Below are 16,013 nucleotides of genomic sequence, written 5' to 3'. Positions count from 1 at the left end.
CGTCGCCTCGGGAATCCCCAAAATGAGTCAGCCTCAGCGCAGGCTGGTATGAGCCGCTGCCGAAAGCCGCTAAGGATCGAAGCGGTGGAGCCGATGATGCGTTGCCGTGCCTGCGGCAAGCGGGGTGCGGTTATCCAACCCGTGGAGCAGTTTTAGTCTGGGGCGCCGGGACGGCGTCGACAATAACGCAATTCTATCCAATCCTTGCTCGTGAAGTTTTGATCGGCAGCTGCCGACCAACGCCGGTCGTTCTGATCAGTCCGTACGAAGGTCCGCTCCTGACAGAAGCTGCCGATCGGACGCCCCAAAGCGGTCGGTGTGCTAAGCGCCCGGTTTCGGTCATGAGTGGCGGCACTTCGGTCGCCCGATAGCGGACATCAAACTGCCAGGGCCAAAACGGCTGCACTGTCGGAACGAATGTTAGAAAATCTATCTCGCAACCGCATGAGATGATATTAGCCAGAGAGGCGCTCGCCGCACTATCAGTCCGAATGGAGTTTATCGACGTACTTTAAGTTTAAAGATCAGTTTGGCTGCAATACAAAGATTGAAGCGAACCCAAACGTCATGTCTGCTTTGGAAGCAAACTACTGAAACATTTAAGTACGCCAGAATAATAGTCATGCTGAACTGGCGTAGTAGCGGGCATTTCGGCATTCGCAAGCACAGCCGCACACGTTGCTGCTCCATAAGAGAGCCCGTATTCCGCCACTGCCCCTGAGCGAACATCAACCCATGCCGGCGGTGTTTCACCCTTAGCAAAATAGCTCTGCCAGAAGCCGATGACGGGCCTAACCTGTCCTTCCAATCCGCTGAGCCCGAGATAAAGGGGAATACGAACCGCCTCGAAACCGAACCGAGATTCCCATCCCGCCGCGGGCCCGGCAACCTTCCCGCCGGAGTAAGAAACCCAATCACAAGGAAGTCGGTGCTCGCCAAACCGGCATTGTTCAAGAATCCAAGCGCCGTCTTCCATCACTTTCAGCCATGGGCCATGGGGCTCCATTTCGGCGAACTCAGCCAACGCGGGCCATATGTAATATGCCAAATTGAGGACGATACTATCATTGTGGACGAATCCCTGTGCCGCCGGCAGTAACAACAACCTCCCGGTATCAATAATGAGATGGCGGGCGATAGATGCTCGGATGGATGTTGCGCGAGTTTCCAAAGCAGAATTTTGCCATCGAGAAGCTGCGCGGCCCAGCGCCCATGCAATCAAGATGTCGCCATCGGTGGCATTATTTTGGTCGGCTAAAGGATTGATTGCTCCGGGATCATAGCGCCATATAAACAGCGCCTTATCCGGCTGTGCCAAATTCCCATTTGTCCAACGCCAAACGCGGTCGAAAACCTCGCGGTCCCCAGCCAGTTCGGCCAGAACCAGTGCGTACCCTTGACCTTCGCTATGGCTGATCCCACCGTTTCCATTATCTACGACGCGACCGTCTTGCTGGATGTGACGACTCTTGAAATCGGTCCAGGCAATGAGGAACGAGGTCGTTTCGCCAGCCGTGGCCAGATGTTCCGAACGCATTTTAGGCGATGGTGCAGCATAGCTGCAATTGGAACTGCTCATGGCCGCAAGTGCGGCAAGAAAATGCCTACGTTCAAGGTGCATGACGGAGTTCCAGGCGGGAGCCGGAATGCGATACAACCCATGTACGCAGTGGAGTTCCTTTCTGGGCTAGCGACTCAAGCCATGCTGAGTAGGCACCTTCCAATATAGCCGGAATGGCATTGACGATGGCTTCGCTTGCGCCGCTTTCCCGTGAAGGAAGTCCGGCGTGCACGATGTCCAACCCGTGATCGTCAAGTTCGAAATTGACCGCTCCAAGCCTCATTCGTTTCCAGACAATATTCAACGTCAACTCGATATCATCGACGTTACTCAGATCACCTAGCTGTGCGAGTGCTGCCATGCGCCGCCCTGTTGCTACGAAAAAGCCGTGGGTCTGATCCGCCGATGCCGACGCGCGTATCTGTTCGATCACCATTTCCAGCACGAACTGAATCGTTTCAGGGGTGAAATGCTCATCGACAGGACCAAAAACCGATCCATCCGCTTCAACCGTATTATAAGCCGAATTCATCATTTTGCTCCGAGTGATTGTTTGAGGCCAAAGACGGTCTTCACCTCATTATATTCACCGAAAGTGTTGAGATCCAATTCGCCGCCGATCCGCGTCTGCCCGTTCAGGTCATACCAGAACGAACCACCCAAATTGATGCCAAAGCCTGTCTCGCTGCTGGCATCGTGATAGGCCGTCACGTCGGAATTGAGCATGGAGAGTGCGTCGAGTTCGCCCTGCGCGGCAGGATCGGTGGGATAGAACGGCTCGGCGTCCTGTTCATAGCTCTGATAGCCGGGAGACAGATGGCCGGTTACTTCCAACGCGTTCTTTTCATAACGATAGCGCACCGGCAGGCTGACGCTAAGGAAATGCTGCGGGCTGAAATATCCGCCATGGCCAAAGGTGAAATTATTCTGGTTGTTGGCGTAGGCCTGATAGTTGCCATTGATCCCCACGGTCAGGACCGAGTTGGCAGTGCCCATCGCCTGCAAATAGCCGCCTGCATTTACTTGCAGACGATTATTGTTACGCACGTTGTGGCCGTCCATTTCGAAATAGCTGACATCGGCATAAAAACCGCTACCGTTTCTCTCCTGTGCAAAGGATGCTCCGCCGCCGGTGCGCATCACCGACCCCCATTCTGCGCCTGTTACCGGATCATAAGTGCCGGCATAGGACAGCACGCTGTCGGTCACGGGACGACGCTCGAACCACAATCTGCCGCTACTATAAGGCGAAAGACTAGGCGTCACCGCAACCCCGCCTTGCACTTCGACATGATCGAACCCCAGCGGGGTGCTGCCCACGTCCACTTCGACAATATCGCTCTTGTATTTGACCGAGACCGCGACGCCGGATGCGTGCTGCGGACCCGCATTGATCAATTCAGCCTCTTCCTCGGCGATAATGCCGCGCGCCTGCAGCAGACCGTTTCGTCCAAAGCCGAGCAGGCTGTTGTATTCGGGCGTTCCGGCATCGATTGAAATAGCCTTGGCCCGCGCAGCAATCCGCCCTCCGGCAAATCCGGTCGAAATGGCTGCATCAAGCCCCAGTTCGGCCAGTTGCGACAGCCCCTTTTCCCCCGAACGTTCGCGGTAATGCGTATCCACTTCGACCATGGTGCCGTTTTCACGCCGCAGCGTATCGATTTCAGCAGCGATCGACGCCAGCACCGGGTCGGAACCGATGGACTGGCTCGACAAAGTCGTCCCGGTCTTCCCAAAGGCGTTCGAACGCGGTGTGGCCGCTGACATTGGTAACGACATGTTTGGCGAGGAAGGACGGATCGTATTGAAAGGTGTGCCCGCATAGTTCGAAAAAGCTTCGGGTGACGGCTCTTGAATTATCGGCGTTGGGGGCGAACCGAACTGTACTGGCGCAGCCACTTTGCCCGCAGCGGACAACGATGCCGGATCAAACGGATTGACCGAACGCTGCGTCGCAAACGGATTGGTGGTTTGCATCGTCGCGAAGGGATTGCCATGGCCGAATGCTCCGCCGCTGATTCCGTGCTGCGCCATGTAAAGTTCGCGCGCACGCTCCAAATAACGAAGCTGATCTCCGTTAGCGCCCCGCGCTGCGTGAAAGCGTGCGCCAGCCAGATATACGTTATAGTCATCGGGAGCGAGGCGTTCGGCCTGTCGCAGGGCTGCGCGGGCGCTTTCAAAATCGCCGGCGGTGCTGGCCGTATCAATCAGTCCCATCAGAGCGGCCATATTCTCGCCGTCGGATTGCAGCACGAGCCGATAGGTTTGCGTAGCCTGCTGTTCCATCGCCCCCGCCTGATACAACTGTCCAAGCGAAACGAGGATCGCATTATTGCCAGGGGCGGACGACCATCCCGCCTGCAGCACATCGAATGCTTCGGCATAACGGCCTTCTTCGCGCAGGCGGTCGGCCTGTTCGGTTACAAGGAAACCGTTCATCCGGCGCATTATTGCCGCATCGGCAGGCGACCCAGTGGCCAGAGATGATGCCTGCCGGATTGCTGCCTGTGCGGCACTTGGCTGCCCGGTCCCGGCCAAAATTCGCACCAGCGGCTCATAGGCTTCGGCCGCATTTAGCGGGCTCGTCATCAGTTCGCTGGCCAGCGAGGATGCGCCTTGCAGATCACCGATGTCGTAAAGCGCACCGGCGATCTCGGCGCGGCGTTCGGGCGGCAGACCGGTATTCGCGCCGATCTGGCGAAGACCGGCACTTGCCTGCAACGCCTGGCCGCCATCGGCCAGACTGACAGCGCGTTCGATGGCGCGCTGGGCGGCGACCCCCAGCGCAAAGCCTTGCATTTCGGCACTGCGCTCCGCTTCGGGAATGCGTTCGACCAGCTGGCGCGCCATATCGGGCTTGTCCAGCCGTTCGGCCAGCAACGCCGCAGCGAACAGATGATCGGGGTCGGTGAACCCGGTCAGGCTTTGCATCAACGCATTCGCTTCGCTTCGCCGGTTTTGCGACAGGAGGAAGCGACCAAATTCATAGCGTATCCACGGATCCTGCGTATAAGTTAGCATCGCACGCTGAAACAGGCGTTCGGCCGTGGTGCTGTCGCCTGCGGTCCATGCCGCAAGCGCTTCCTGCCGCGCGGCATTCGTTTCCAATTGATCCGACAGTTCAGCCGCAGCTCCCGGCACAGCGAGCGCCTGCCGCGAGGCACGCGCAGCCTCGGCATAGCGGCCCTGTGTTTCATAGATATCGGCAAGTAGGCCATAGGCTACAGCCTCATCGCCCTGTCCTGATGCGACCAGCCGTTCGGCGATGGAGGCGGCCTGGCCAGCCTGTCCGTTCGCTAACAAGCGACGTGCCTCTGCGCTTTCGGCATAAAAACTGGCCGATGCCAAGGCGTCGCTCCAGCGGGCGACATTTCCGCCGCGCGATGCGCGGGTCAGCAAATCGCGCGCATTTGCGAACTCGCCCCGCCGCAGGGCCACGATCCCAAGTCCGCCCAGCGCATCAGCATCATTGGGTATAAGCGCCAAGGCGCTATCGAAGCGGCGCTTGGCGCCCGACAGATCGGATTTGCCAAGCGCGTCGAAACCTGCGGCTCGATCCTGTCCAGCTCGCTCGCTGGCGGACGGGCGGTAAGGGACCGGCGTCGGCGCAGTTGACGGAGCGCGTCGAGATGGCGATGCCAACGATGCCGGCTTGGCAGCCCGAACGGGTGTCGGCGTTGGCGACTCCTGACGTCGGTTCAAAGCGCGCTTGGCCTCGGCATTGTCGGGATCGACATCCAGCACGCGGCGATAGGCTTCATTCGCGCGCGATTGCTGGCCCCGTTCCTGCCAATAGCGGGCTTGGTTCAACAAGGCGTCGACTGCGGTTGACTGTGCCCATGCCGGGCTGGTTGCGCATAAGGCCAACGCCGTCCCGCAAATTAGGGATTTGGCGATCTTCCGGGTCATTTGCCGTCGTCCAGTGCTTTAAGCCGCCGAGCCTGTTGAGCCTGCAAGGTGCGATAGGCCACCCCCGCGATGAAAAGCGCGGACAGCAGCGCGCCAAGCGCCATCAGCAAAGGGTAACGCGACAACCAGTGGGCCAAGGCCAGCCACCATGGCAGATCGCTCACCGTATAGGTTTTCCCAATGTGATAGCTGGACATGCCATCACCGCTCACGATGGACAGACCGCCCTGAACCTGCGCGTTCAGTTCCGCATCGTCGAGATCGTGCATCATCCGCGGCAGGGCTGCGGTGTCGGATGCCAGAACGGCGACCACCGTACGATCCGAGTTGAATGGTGATTGGAAGGATGCAATGCCGGCAAAGCTGTCAGAGGCATATAGCGCCTCGTTTGCCTCCACCGATTGATCCTTGATCCCGGTTAAATTCATCGATTTCTGGATAAAGCTGCGTTCAGCCACGCGCAGACGATCGCTTTCGAAACGGATCGGGGCATTGTCGAATAATCCGCCTTCGGCAGCCATGCTGTCGGGGCCGATCACCAAAATGTCCTTGTCGCCCAGCAACTCGCTGTTCAGCATATTTGTTACGGCAACTCGCGCGGTTGCGATGCCGGTCGCATCGCCCATGCGTCCCATGATCATTAAGAACGTTTCAATGGTCGAAATATCGGCATTGGCTGGGAGAAGCACTGCCGTCGCCGCCAAATCGGGCCTTACGGTGAACGGATAGCCCGCGGACGCGAACATGGATAGGTTAGGCAATTGCGCAGAATGATAGGTGCCGGTCAGATCGATGGTACTGCGCGGCATGATGTTCACGCGTACATTGTCAGGCAGAGTGCCTTCGCATTTGCGCTTGTCGGCTAAGATCAGACTGTAATCGAAGACCAACTCGTTCTGGCCGAACAGAATGTAGGCGGGCAGGATCACATGCGCTTCTCGTTCACGCGAGGAAGCGTCCGGCCCATCCGAAATCCATTTGCTCCACCAATTGCCGCTGCCCATGCCTAGGGTGCGCAGATATTGCGCATTCATCGACACATCGAGCCGCGACGCGCGCAGGTCCAGCCAGCTGGCAGCGGGGTAGCGATAGGCCATGTCGAGCCGGGCACCGCTGCGCGGCCAGAAGAACAGATCAGGCGCCACGCGGAATTGGGCGGTCAGCGGACCGGGAGGCAAGCCGCGTCCTTCGAGGGCGAAGGGTTCGGTGAATTCCGACAGTTCCACCGGCCGGTCGTTTCGCAACCAGCGCGGCGCAGCATAAGGTTTGAAAACTGGTACCCGAACGCTCGACATGGATGCCGTTGCCCCACCTGCTAGCCCTCTGGTAAACGCCAGCCCGTTCGCGGCCAGCTTCAATTCGGCACCGGTGCGCCCCATGACTAGCAGCAGCTTTCCGAACCGGTCGGCTGGATTCCGAATGACCGCTACAGAAGGGCCATTGGGGCGTCGTTCGATGCCCGCAATTCGACGGTTTCCCGAGAGGAAGACGATGGCATTGCCTTTCGGCAGGGTTCCGATCGACGGCGGGAAAGCAAAGCCGCGATAGCTGGCCTTCGACCCCATCCACGATGCAATGACACCCGCGGCTTCCAGCTCGCTGTTGCCGGGCTGATCCGTAAAAATGAAAGGCAGTCGCAGTGGCAGCGGGTCGCGGCTGTCAAAGAATGGCGCGGGCAAATCGGCAAGGTCGGCGGGCAGGGCCAGTCGCTGAGTGGTAAGGTCGATGAACGACCGCCGGTTGGACAGGTTCAACCAGAGCGAGGAATGAAACGGATCTTCGCAGTCGCGCGCGTAATGGCCCAGAAAACGTATATTAAGCTGGTTGTCTCCCGGCAGGAAAAGCGCAGGTTCGACATCCAGCGTCAGTCGCAGACGATCTGACGTATCTGCCGTCAGCGCGACTGTGCGCAGCACTTCTCCGTTCAACAGCACGACAAGCTGGCTGATGTCGTCTAAAAGATCGGGCGAGTACGCAAGATCGAGCGTGACGCTCGCGTCAGTGACGACTTCATCTGATCGCAAGCCGAATGGGATACCGATCTCGCCGCGCGTGCCCTTAAGCCTGATCGGCGAACCGATGGTCAGATCCTTCAGCGTGATTCGATGCTTGCGCACGCCATCGCCGGTTACGACCGGAACGGTTTTTTCTGTCATCAAAGCTTGCGCTGACGTCTGCGCCATGGCTGTGCCAGTCCCAAACCCGGCAAGCGCGATGCAAGTTGCTAGCAAAACTACCAACAACGCGCTCGTTGCCGGTGCAGGCACATTTGCCGGAACCTTGCGCAATGAAGGCCGAACGATCCGCCGTAATGTCGTAAGCGCGACGACAGTGATATCGCGCAGCGAACGCAGACCTGACACCGGTGCGTGCCCCTCGGCCTGTTGCCATGCGTCGGCGCGGCCCATCACGGCGCGCACGAGCTGACGCGATTGAAACATCGACAGCTTCTCGAAGCGCAGGCGTACCGTGCCCGCATCGGTACGAACGGTGTCGACCGGCAGGGTCAGCATGTCGTCTCCCATCGGCATGGAGACGTGGGTCACATCACGGTTGTTGATTTCAAAACCTTTTGGCAGTTGCGCCGCTAGCCCGCCCATCGAAAAATCCGAAGTGATACAGTCCACAACCACACCATCCTCGAAGTAAACGGTGACGGGCAGCTTGGTATCGATACGGATCTGACCGCGGATCTGGCGGGTTTCACGTGCGACCGACACTGCCGCTAGCAAGATCAACATGCTGAAAAGCGCCCAACCCAGATTGAGCAGCAGCGTGCCAAGTTGCATGTCGAAGAAGTCCTTCCATAACATATATTTAGCAATGCCAAGTACCACGCCAAAAATCAGCAGGCCGATAGTGAAGAGATGCGGCTGCACGGTTTTCAGATCGAAATGGGTACGGTCGAGCACGCTACCCTTATCGGTCACGTTGAACTTGCCCTTGCGGGGCTGAAATAACGTCATGATCGTGGGCCGCGCCAAATGGAACGCCAGCAGAGTTTCATAGATTTCACCCCAGAACGGCCGGCGGTCGCCGCCCTGCGTCCGCTCACTGGACAGGGTCGAAATGAATAGATGCGGCAGCGCATTGGCAAAGATCAGGGATGCCGATGCGAAAATAATGTTCTGCCCAGCGATCAGGAATGCCAGCGGTGCGGTCAGGAATACGATGCGCGGCAGCGGAAACTGGAAGTGCATCATCGCATTTAGATAACAAAGCCGCTGCTGCCAGCTAAGGCCCCGCCCCATGAGCGGGTTGTCGATGCGGAAGATCTGCGTCATCCCCCGCGCCCAGCGGATGCGCTGGCCGATATGAAGGACGAGGCGTTCGGTCGCCAAGCCAGCCGACAGGCGGGCGCCAATATAAGCGGTGTTCCAGCCCATGCGCTGCAGTTTCAGCGCCGTATGCGCGTCTTCGGTCACGGTTTCGCCCGCAAAACCGTTGGTCTGCATCAAGGCTGTGCGCCGGATGATGGCGCAGGAACCGCAAAAGAAGGTCGCGTTCCACAAGTCGTTACCCGATTGCACCGCGCCATAGAACAGATCGCCCTCGCCCGGCAGGTCCTTGACGGTACGCAAATTGCGCTGGACCGGATCGGGCGAATAAAAATGGTGCGGTGTCTGCATCAGCGCCAGCTTGGGATCTTTCTGGAACCAGCCCACCGTCATTTGCAGAAATGCACGGGTCGGCACGTGATCGCAGTCGAAGATCGCGACCAGTTCGCCATGGGTCTTTTTCATGGCAGCATTCAGATTGCCTGCCTTGGCGTGCAGATTGTCGCCGCGCGTCAGATAGCCACATTTGGCCTGACGGGCGAATTCGCGGAATTCCTCACGCTTGCCGTCGTCAAGTATATAGACGTTGAACCGGTCACGCGGGTAATCCATGTCCATCGCCGCAAAAACCGTGTTGCGCACGATCTCCAAACTTTCGTTATAGGTCGGGATATAGACGTCGATCGTGGGCCAGGTTTCGGGTTCGCCTTCGATCTCGACGATGGGGCGATGCAATGGCCAGCTCGTTTGGATCAGACCTAGCACAAGGATCAGCCATGCATAAGCCTCGGCCAGATAGAGGCCCATGCCCAAGCAATATTCCAGCGGCGTTTCGAATGAAAGCGTCTGCATCGTGCGCCAAATCATATAGCGGGTAGACGCTAACAGAGCGAGAACGCCAATAATCAGCGTGGCGCGGCGACCGGCATTGCGGTGGACGATAGCAGCGACACCGATCATGCCGATGGCAAAAATCCATTGCTGGGCTTCGTCTAATGGAATGGTGATTATGAGCGCCATGCAGGCGAAAGCGGCCAGCCACAATGGCAGGCGTAGAAGCAGATTCTTAGGCATGGTATCCCCGACGTGTCAGACGGTTTGGCGTTCGGCGGATTGAACGGCGCGCGAATTGATTGGATCGCGCGACTTATGCGTGCGAACCAGTCGCTGATGAATAGAGCCGATTAGTGCATCAATATCGGAGATAATGACGCTGTTGGGAGCATATTCGGCCAGCGATTCAAACCGTGCAATTGCCTCGTTAGCAGCCTCGTCACGACGAATTGATCCTAGGAACTGGTTATCGAACAATTGCTTCATGAAGCGGTGGCAATGTCGTGACAACTTACGCCTATCGTCCAGTTTATTGAGGACGATAGCAATATCTTCGCGTTCTGTGACCGGGATCTGCTCGCCCAAACGTGTGAGGCTGGCAAGTCCAATGGGATTGGGTTCGACTACGCAAATGCTCAAATCCGCAAAGCGGTGGATTTGCTCCCAGCCCTCCCAGTCGGCGGAGGCAATATCGACCAGTGCTAATTCGTCGGCCGGCGTAGTCTTGATCTGCTCGATCGCCACATCGCGCTCACGCTGGGTCGTGATATTGCCGACGAGCCTTACTCCTCGCACTACCATCGGTTCGCCGTCGGTTCTGACCGGTTTTTGATCGGGCAGAAGACCGAAAAACAGTTTCAAAGAGTCCTGCCGGGTCATGTCATACGCCGTAATAGTCTGCCCGCGTGTGGCGGACCGGCGGGCAATTCCCGCAGTCACCAGCGTATTACCCGCGCCTCCTTTGGGTGAATGAAACGCAAGTATCGTCATTTGGAAAGTCCCGACAGGAACGAGCGCAAGTCGCCCGCACCGTCACCATGCCGCTGTCTGCGAGACTGTGATTGCAGTGCATCCGCTTCGCCATACGAAGCGAAAATATTCGTTGCTGCGGGGTCTGTCCGAATAGGCGCTGCGACGGGTCGATCGGCAATATCCGCGCGTATGGCTTGCCGATGCTCCAGCGGCGTCTTGCGCGGCGGAACGATCCGTGGATCTTTCAATAGTGCCTCAAATATGGGCCACAGTTCCATATCCGCATATTGATCTTCGAACTGGCGATATTGGAAATCTTGCCTGCTCAATTTTTCTAGCAAGGCCTTAGCATCTTGGCGCATGGCAATCTCCGAACTTCTTAAGGTGTCAATCTGACGCAGATTGCTTAATTAACCTTTAAAAGCCGCGGTTTTGCTAAGGTCATCTCGGCATTTCTGTCTTCTGCGACAGTCTAGCGGCGCTGTCGACCGACGAGGCCATGGAAATCTTGCAGCGCAAAGCCGGACGAGCCATTGACGAGAGATGCCTTTCAGCACTTCGCGAAGCGCAGATCTGACGGGCGCAGTGAATTACCAGCCCATGAGAATAGGGCATGACCATGGCGTCTACCCACCCCGTTCTCGACACTAAGGCAGCGCCAGCTAACCGCTGAAACCTACGACAGTAGGAGAAAGCGGACCGGCAGGTCTAAATCCAAGTTGCCAGCCCGCTTATTAGGGTCCAACCCAATCAGGCTCTTGAAAATTGGCGCGCACATTGATTCAGGGAGTCTCCGCTGAGGTAGGAGGCCCCTTTGATGCCGCGTTCGTTGTTCTGGCTGTCGGATGAAGCATGGGGCGCGATCGAACCCCACCTGCCGAGGAACCAGCCAAAAGCGCGGCGGGTCGATGATCGCAGGGTAATCTCCGGTATCATTCACATTCTCAAATGCGGTGGCCTCTGGGCGGATTGCCCGCCCGAATACGGCCCCTCGACGACGGTCTATAATCGCTCGAACCGGTGGAGCCGCCGGGGCATCTAGACGCGCATTCTGGCGGCGCTGACGGCAGAAGGCTGGATCTCGGAAACCGGCCAGATCGATAGCAGCTACATCAAGGCCCACCGCTCTGCGGGTAGCGCAAAAGGGGGGGCGCGGGCCAATGCCATTGGCATCTCGCGTGGCGGCAGGACAACCAAGATCCACGCGCTTGTCGATGTCCTCGGACGACCACTCCGCCTCGTCCTGACACCCGGCAACACGTCGGATGTAAAAGGGGCCGACCTGCTAATCGGCGAGACCATCGGCATGAAGCGGGTGACCGCCGACCGTGGCTACGATGCCAACCGCATCAGGGCTGCCTTGCGCGAGCAGGGCACGACCTCGGTGATCCCCGGCCGTCGCAATCGGAAGCGCCCAATCCAGTATGACGCACGCCGCTACAAGGATCGCTGGAGGGTCGAGGCCATGTTCTGCCGCCTAAAGGACTTCCGCCGCGTCGCGACCCGTTACGACAAGCTCGCCCGAAACTTCCTGTCAGCCGTAAGGCTCGCAGCAGCGGTCGCCTTCTGGCTGTCATTGAATCTCGACCCTAAAATTTACCCAAAAAATACGGACTCTTCGCCCTGATCAATCAATCGGCAATAAGTCGGAACTCTGATCTGGAGCGATGAGCAAAAACATGCGGTGCGCACTGAAAACAGAACGCGTGTACTCCCGCATGAATTACGGTCCGTGCCTGGTCTGTCGCGACCCTGCCTGTTGTTACGCGTTCGATTCGCTGCCTGTTGCATATGAGCTAGCAATTCGGCTCGGCTGAAAGGCTTGGTGACATACATGTCGGCGCCGGCGAGCAAGCAGCTCCGCTCATCATAGTCATCGGTCAGCACAGTGACAGCAATGATCGGAACGGCACTGAGTTCGCGACGGCGACGCCAAAGTGCGATCAATTTTAGTCCGTCGATATGAGGCAGGTGCAGGTCGATGATCGCAATGTCGGGCGGATGCTGCAGCATTACCAGCTCAGCCTGTCGCGGATCCAGCACGGCGATCGCTTGATGGCCGGCCCGTTCAATCCAGGCGGCGAACAACTTCTGGTGGAGCGGTTCGTCCTCGACTAGCACAACCCGCAACTTACCGATCCTTTAACCAATTTTCATATTGGTCAGCAAAGGGTTACATCGCTAGCCACGTCAAGCCGGTTGAGACGAGCGCTTCCGAACAGACACATCTAACAGGGTTTATCATATTCGCTGATGTGATTTGTAAGCAGATCCAGAAACGGCGGGTGTCGGCGTAGACGGACATTCCCACCCGCCGTTCTGGACTGGCATCTGTGGACGCCCCTTCGGATGCAAGCAGTAAATCGGGGCATGTTGGCACGTAGTCGAATGCTGCCATCTGTCCGGCCTCGATGTGCAGCGTCTTTGCTGCGGGCCAGTATGGGAGTTCGCGGACCAGATCCAATACAGCTAAGCGCGCTTGGATAGCGCTCTGCCATTCACTGGTTCTTCCAGCCCCGTCTCGCCGACGATTGTGCCATACCCTCCTTCGACCGCCTACGTCCCCGACGCCTCTGGCCTCGACCTCGGCTTACGCCGTGATCGCTGCCGGAGCTCTGTAATCTTCTTTCTTGGTCAGCAACGCCCAGACCATGCGCGCCATCTTGTTCGCAAGTGCGACCGAGACGAGCATGCGCGGCTTGCGGGCAAGCATGCCCTCCAGCCACGAGCCGGCCGGCGCACCGCGGCGACACGCCTGCCGCACAATCGAGCTGCCGCCGATGATCAGCAATCGCCTGATAGTAAGCTCGCCCATTTTCGAGATGCTACCGAGCCGCTGTTTGCCGCCGGTTGAGTGCTGTCGTGGCGCAAGCCCCAGCCAGGCTGCAAAGTCGCGGCTCTTGCGGAAGGTCTCGAGCGGCGGTGCCAGTGCGACGATCGCTGTTGCGGCGATCGGCCCGACGCCCGGAATAGTCATCAGCCGCCGCGCCGCCTCATCTTCCTTGGCGCGCCTGGCGATCTCGCGATCAAGTGTAGCGATGCGCTCATCAAGCTCCGCCAGCATGTCGACCATGAGCCTGAACATCGGCACTGCTGCCTTGGGCAGACTTGAGGCCATCTCCTCCTCGCCGAGCAGGTCGGCCAGCATCGTCATGCTCGCCTTTCCGCGTGGCGCGACCCAGCCATACTCCGTCAGGTGGCCGCGGATCGCGTTGATCAGCTGAGTGCGCTGACGCACAGCGAGGTCACGGGTGCGGAACACCAGCCCTGCTGCCTGCTGCTTTTCGCTCTTCACCGCGACAAAGCGCATGCCGGGACGCTGCGCTGCCTCGCAGATCGCTTCCGCATCGATCGCATCGTTCTTGTGCCGCTTCACGTACGGCTTCACGTAGGCAGGCGGGATCAGCCGCACGGCAAACCCCATCTCCTGCAGCTGGCGGGCCCAGTGATGCGCTCCGCCGCACGCCTCCAGAGCCACAATGCAACGAGGCTGCCCTGCAAAAAACTCGAGCAGCTTCGCACGGGTCAGCTTCCTGCTGAACAGCATAGCACCGTGCTCATCAGCGCCGTGCGCGTGAAAAACACTCTTGGCGATATCCAGACCGATTGTGGTAACTTCCGACACGGACGCCTCCTCTCAGTGGTGATCAACACCTCCACTATGGCACATCGATGCCGTCGGGGGGCGTCCACCCCATCAGCTAATGAAGAGCTTCGCTGGCAGCGATTCTACGGGATTGAGCTCGCGACTTTACTTCGTGAATATACGACAAGTTTAAGGAAACCTTTTCGACTGACGATATGCCTGCTATGTCGGCGGTTGCTGACCATAGTGGTGGTCGGTTCCAACGTCCGCTTTCACAGTTTGCAGCCCAAAAGCTGACGGTCCGCAATCGGCCATTTTCATGCATATTCCGCCGCGTGAATGTATGTCCGGTGGTCGGTCTTAAGACCGGGAACGTCGTTATCTCGGCGACAGCCGTCCGATGATCCGGGCGACCCCCGGTCTGACCGGTTTGTCATCACACTCAGCTACTCCTACGCCATCCTGCCGCCGGCGTTGACCGGCAGCGCGGACGACGGTCACTCGGTCGCTGCCGCGTAAACTTCTTTGCGAGACATCACGGCCCAAGCGATGCGCACTGTTTTGTTGGCGAGCGCGACCGTCGCGATCTTTGCCGGTTTGCGCTAGAGGATTTGCACCAGCTACGGCTGCCGATCTGCGTTTTTGCGCGTCATAAGCATCATTGCGGTCTTGCCGACCACAAGAAGTCGCCGCAGGTAGCTATCGCCCTGCTTGGTGATCACACCCGACCGTTCTTTGCCGCCCAAGCTGTTCGCTCTTGGCGTGAGCCCCAGCCAAGCTGCGAGCTGGCGCCCAGATCGGATCAAAGATGCGTCTGATACAGCAGCCGATATAGCTGACGCAGTAATCGGCCCGACGCCCGGGATCGTGGCGAGCCTCTGGCTGGTCTCGTCGGTGAGATGCCATGCGATGATCTGCACTTTCAATCTGTCGATCTCGCTGGTGAGCGCTCTCAGCGGGGTGCGATTTCATGCAGCGCTGATCGAGCAAGAGCGGGCAGATCTTCCTATTGCTCATGCAGCTTCTTGAGCATGGCAGTTACCCGCGCAAGGCGGCCCTCGCCGGAGGGGTTCGATCCAGCCGATTTTTCAGCTAAAAGCATCAAATTTGTATCAAAGCAGCACCGATACGATTTTTAAGTACTATTCCCTAATTGCAGCGATACAGGTCAACTGTAGTTTAACCTTAACAATTATGAAGGGGCCAAATGGGTCTCCCCTCTCAGTGTCGAAGGGCCTATAAAAGTGACTAATGCTCTCCCTCCAAGGATTTGGTTCCAACGTGTCGCCTACGTTGCAGAGCATATAGAAACAAATGAGGAGGGTACCATGGATCGTTGCTTGCGACACATGATCCATTTGGCCCAATTGGCACCAGGGCCGTTAGGTGATCTTTCAAGACCAAGGATTGAAGAAAGCGCTTTCGAGGTGCTTGTTGCTGCCGGGAAATATGATGTCGCATCGCTCGGGATGATAAGTGATCTAGCGACGTGCGCGGTTCGCTATGACGAGCAATCCAAGGTTTTCTCTGCAACGATCGGGTTGTCCGCGCTGGCCATCGCAGTCGAATTCACCTCTCATACGGTTGCACACGCAGTCCTTACAGCTTGGGTTCAGTGCTTTTTAGCTGTGAATTCGACACATGGTGGCAAGTTTAATGCTATTGGTGATGCACTCCAGCGTACAGACCAACTCGGACAGCCTCAGCCACCGACCGAGCATTGATTTTGTGAAAGGCACTGGCACGATGGATTTCCACGGTTCGATGACTGATGCCCAAGTTTCTTGCAGCGCTTTTGCTACAATGACCATCTACCACTAACTTTAGGACTTCACATTCGCGCTTGCTTAAGCTCGACACCGCATTGATCGCC

Annotated in this window: 10 protein-coding genes and 3 pseudogenes; 2 read left to right on the top strand and 11 right to left on the bottom strand. The window is 57.9% G+C overall.

Annotated elements, in window-relative coordinates:
• Window positions 1–565: 565 nt before the first annotated feature.
• The 7 genes and pseudogenes from AC4FIJ_RS15435 to AC4FIJ_RS15405 form a co-directional block, all read right to left on the bottom strand.
• Window positions 566–1,621, bottom strand: a complete 1,056-nt coding sequence (locus tag AC4FIJ_RS15435; protein WP_490337529.1) for a family 8 glycosyl hydrolase — start codon at window positions 1,619–1,621, stop codon at window positions 566–568.
• Window positions 1,611–2,093: a cellulose biosynthesis protein BcsD gene (bcsD, locus tag AC4FIJ_RS15430; protein ID WP_490337528.1), complete on the bottom strand. Its 483-nt coding sequence runs from the start codon at window positions 2,091–2,093 to the stop codon at window positions 1,611–1,613. The genes AC4FIJ_RS15435 and bcsD overlap by 11 nt, the downstream gene beginning before the upstream one ends.
• The gene (locus AC4FIJ_RS15425; RefSeq protein ID WP_490337532.1) at window positions 2,093–4,411 is read right to left on the bottom strand and encodes a cellulose biosynthesis protein BcsC; all 2,319 of its coding nucleotides are present in this window, start codon (window positions 4,409–4,411) and stop codon (window positions 2,093–2,095) included. The genes bcsD and AC4FIJ_RS15425 overlap by 1 nt, the downstream gene beginning before the upstream one ends.
• Window positions 4,412–4,714: 303 nt before the next feature.
• Window positions 4,715–5,470, bottom strand: a pseudogene (locus AC4FIJ_RS15420) (tetratricopeptide repeat protein); the annotation flags it as partial.
• Window positions 5,467–9,822, bottom strand: coding sequence for a UDP-forming cellulose synthase catalytic subunit (bcsA, locus tag AC4FIJ_RS15415; RefSeq protein WP_490337527.1), 4,356 nt, complete (start codon window positions 9,820–9,822; stop codon window positions 5,467–5,469). The pseudogene AC4FIJ_RS15420 and the gene bcsA, both read right to left, overlap by 4 nt.
• Window positions 9,823–9,837: 15 nt before the next feature.
• A complete protein-coding gene (locus AC4FIJ_RS15410) occupies window positions 9,838–10,572 on the bottom strand; it encodes a nucleotide-binding protein (protein ID WP_490337526.1) in 735 nt (244 codons plus the stop codon).
• Window positions 10,569–10,916, bottom strand: coding sequence for a hypothetical protein (locus AC4FIJ_RS15405; RefSeq protein ID WP_490337525.1), 348 nt, complete (start codon window positions 10,914–10,916; stop codon window positions 10,569–10,571). The genes AC4FIJ_RS15410 and AC4FIJ_RS15405 overlap by 4 nt, the downstream gene beginning before the upstream one ends.
• A gap of 455 nt (window positions 10,917–11,371) precedes the next feature.
• Here AC4FIJ_RS15405 and AC4FIJ_RS15400 point away from each other — a divergent pair.
• Window positions 11,372–12,181, top strand: a pseudogene (locus AC4FIJ_RS15400) (IS5 family transposase).
• On the opposite strand, the gene AC4FIJ_RS15395 reads toward AC4FIJ_RS15400, so the two are convergent.
• From AC4FIJ_RS15395 to AC4FIJ_RS15385, 3 genes and pseudogenes are all read right to left on the bottom strand, one after another.
• A complete protein-coding gene (locus AC4FIJ_RS15395) occupies window positions 12,151–12,675 on the bottom strand; it encodes a response regulator (RefSeq protein WP_490337531.1) in 525 nt (174 codons plus the stop codon). The pseudogene AC4FIJ_RS15400 and the gene AC4FIJ_RS15395 overlap by 31 nt on opposite strands.
• Window positions 12,676–13,144: 469 nt before the next feature.
• A complete protein-coding gene (locus tag AC4FIJ_RS15390; RefSeq protein WP_490337524.1) occupies window positions 13,145–14,179 on the bottom strand; it encodes an IS110 family RNA-guided transposase in 1,035 nt (344 codons plus the stop codon).
• Window positions 14,180–14,804: 625 nt separating this feature from the next.
• A pseudogene (locus tag AC4FIJ_RS15385) lies at window positions 14,805–15,051 on the bottom strand (transposase); the annotation flags it as partial.
• Between the two features lie 429 nt (window positions 15,052–15,480).
• On the opposite strand from AC4FIJ_RS15385, the gene AC4FIJ_RS15380 reads away from it, so the two are divergent.
• On the top strand, window positions 15,481–15,864 hold the full coding sequence (locus AC4FIJ_RS15380; protein ID WP_490337533.1) for a hypothetical protein: 384 nt from the start codon (window positions 15,481–15,483) through the stop codon (window positions 15,862–15,864).
• Here the strand turns inward: AC4FIJ_RS15380 and AC4FIJ_RS15375 are convergent.
• On the bottom strand, window positions 15,800–15,958 hold the full coding sequence (locus AC4FIJ_RS15375; RefSeq protein ID WP_490337530.1) for a LuxR C-terminal-related transcriptional regulator: 159 nt from the start codon (window positions 15,956–15,958) through the stop codon (window positions 15,800–15,802). The two genes, AC4FIJ_RS15380 and AC4FIJ_RS15375, sit on opposite strands and share 65 nt — an antisense overlap.
• Between the last annotated feature and the right edge of the window lie 55 nt (window positions 15,959–16,013).

The organism is Croceicoccus sp., from assembly GCF_983967925.1.
Note: the sequence above shows the minus strand (reverse complement) of the source record. Positions and strands in the feature narration are given on the sequence as shown.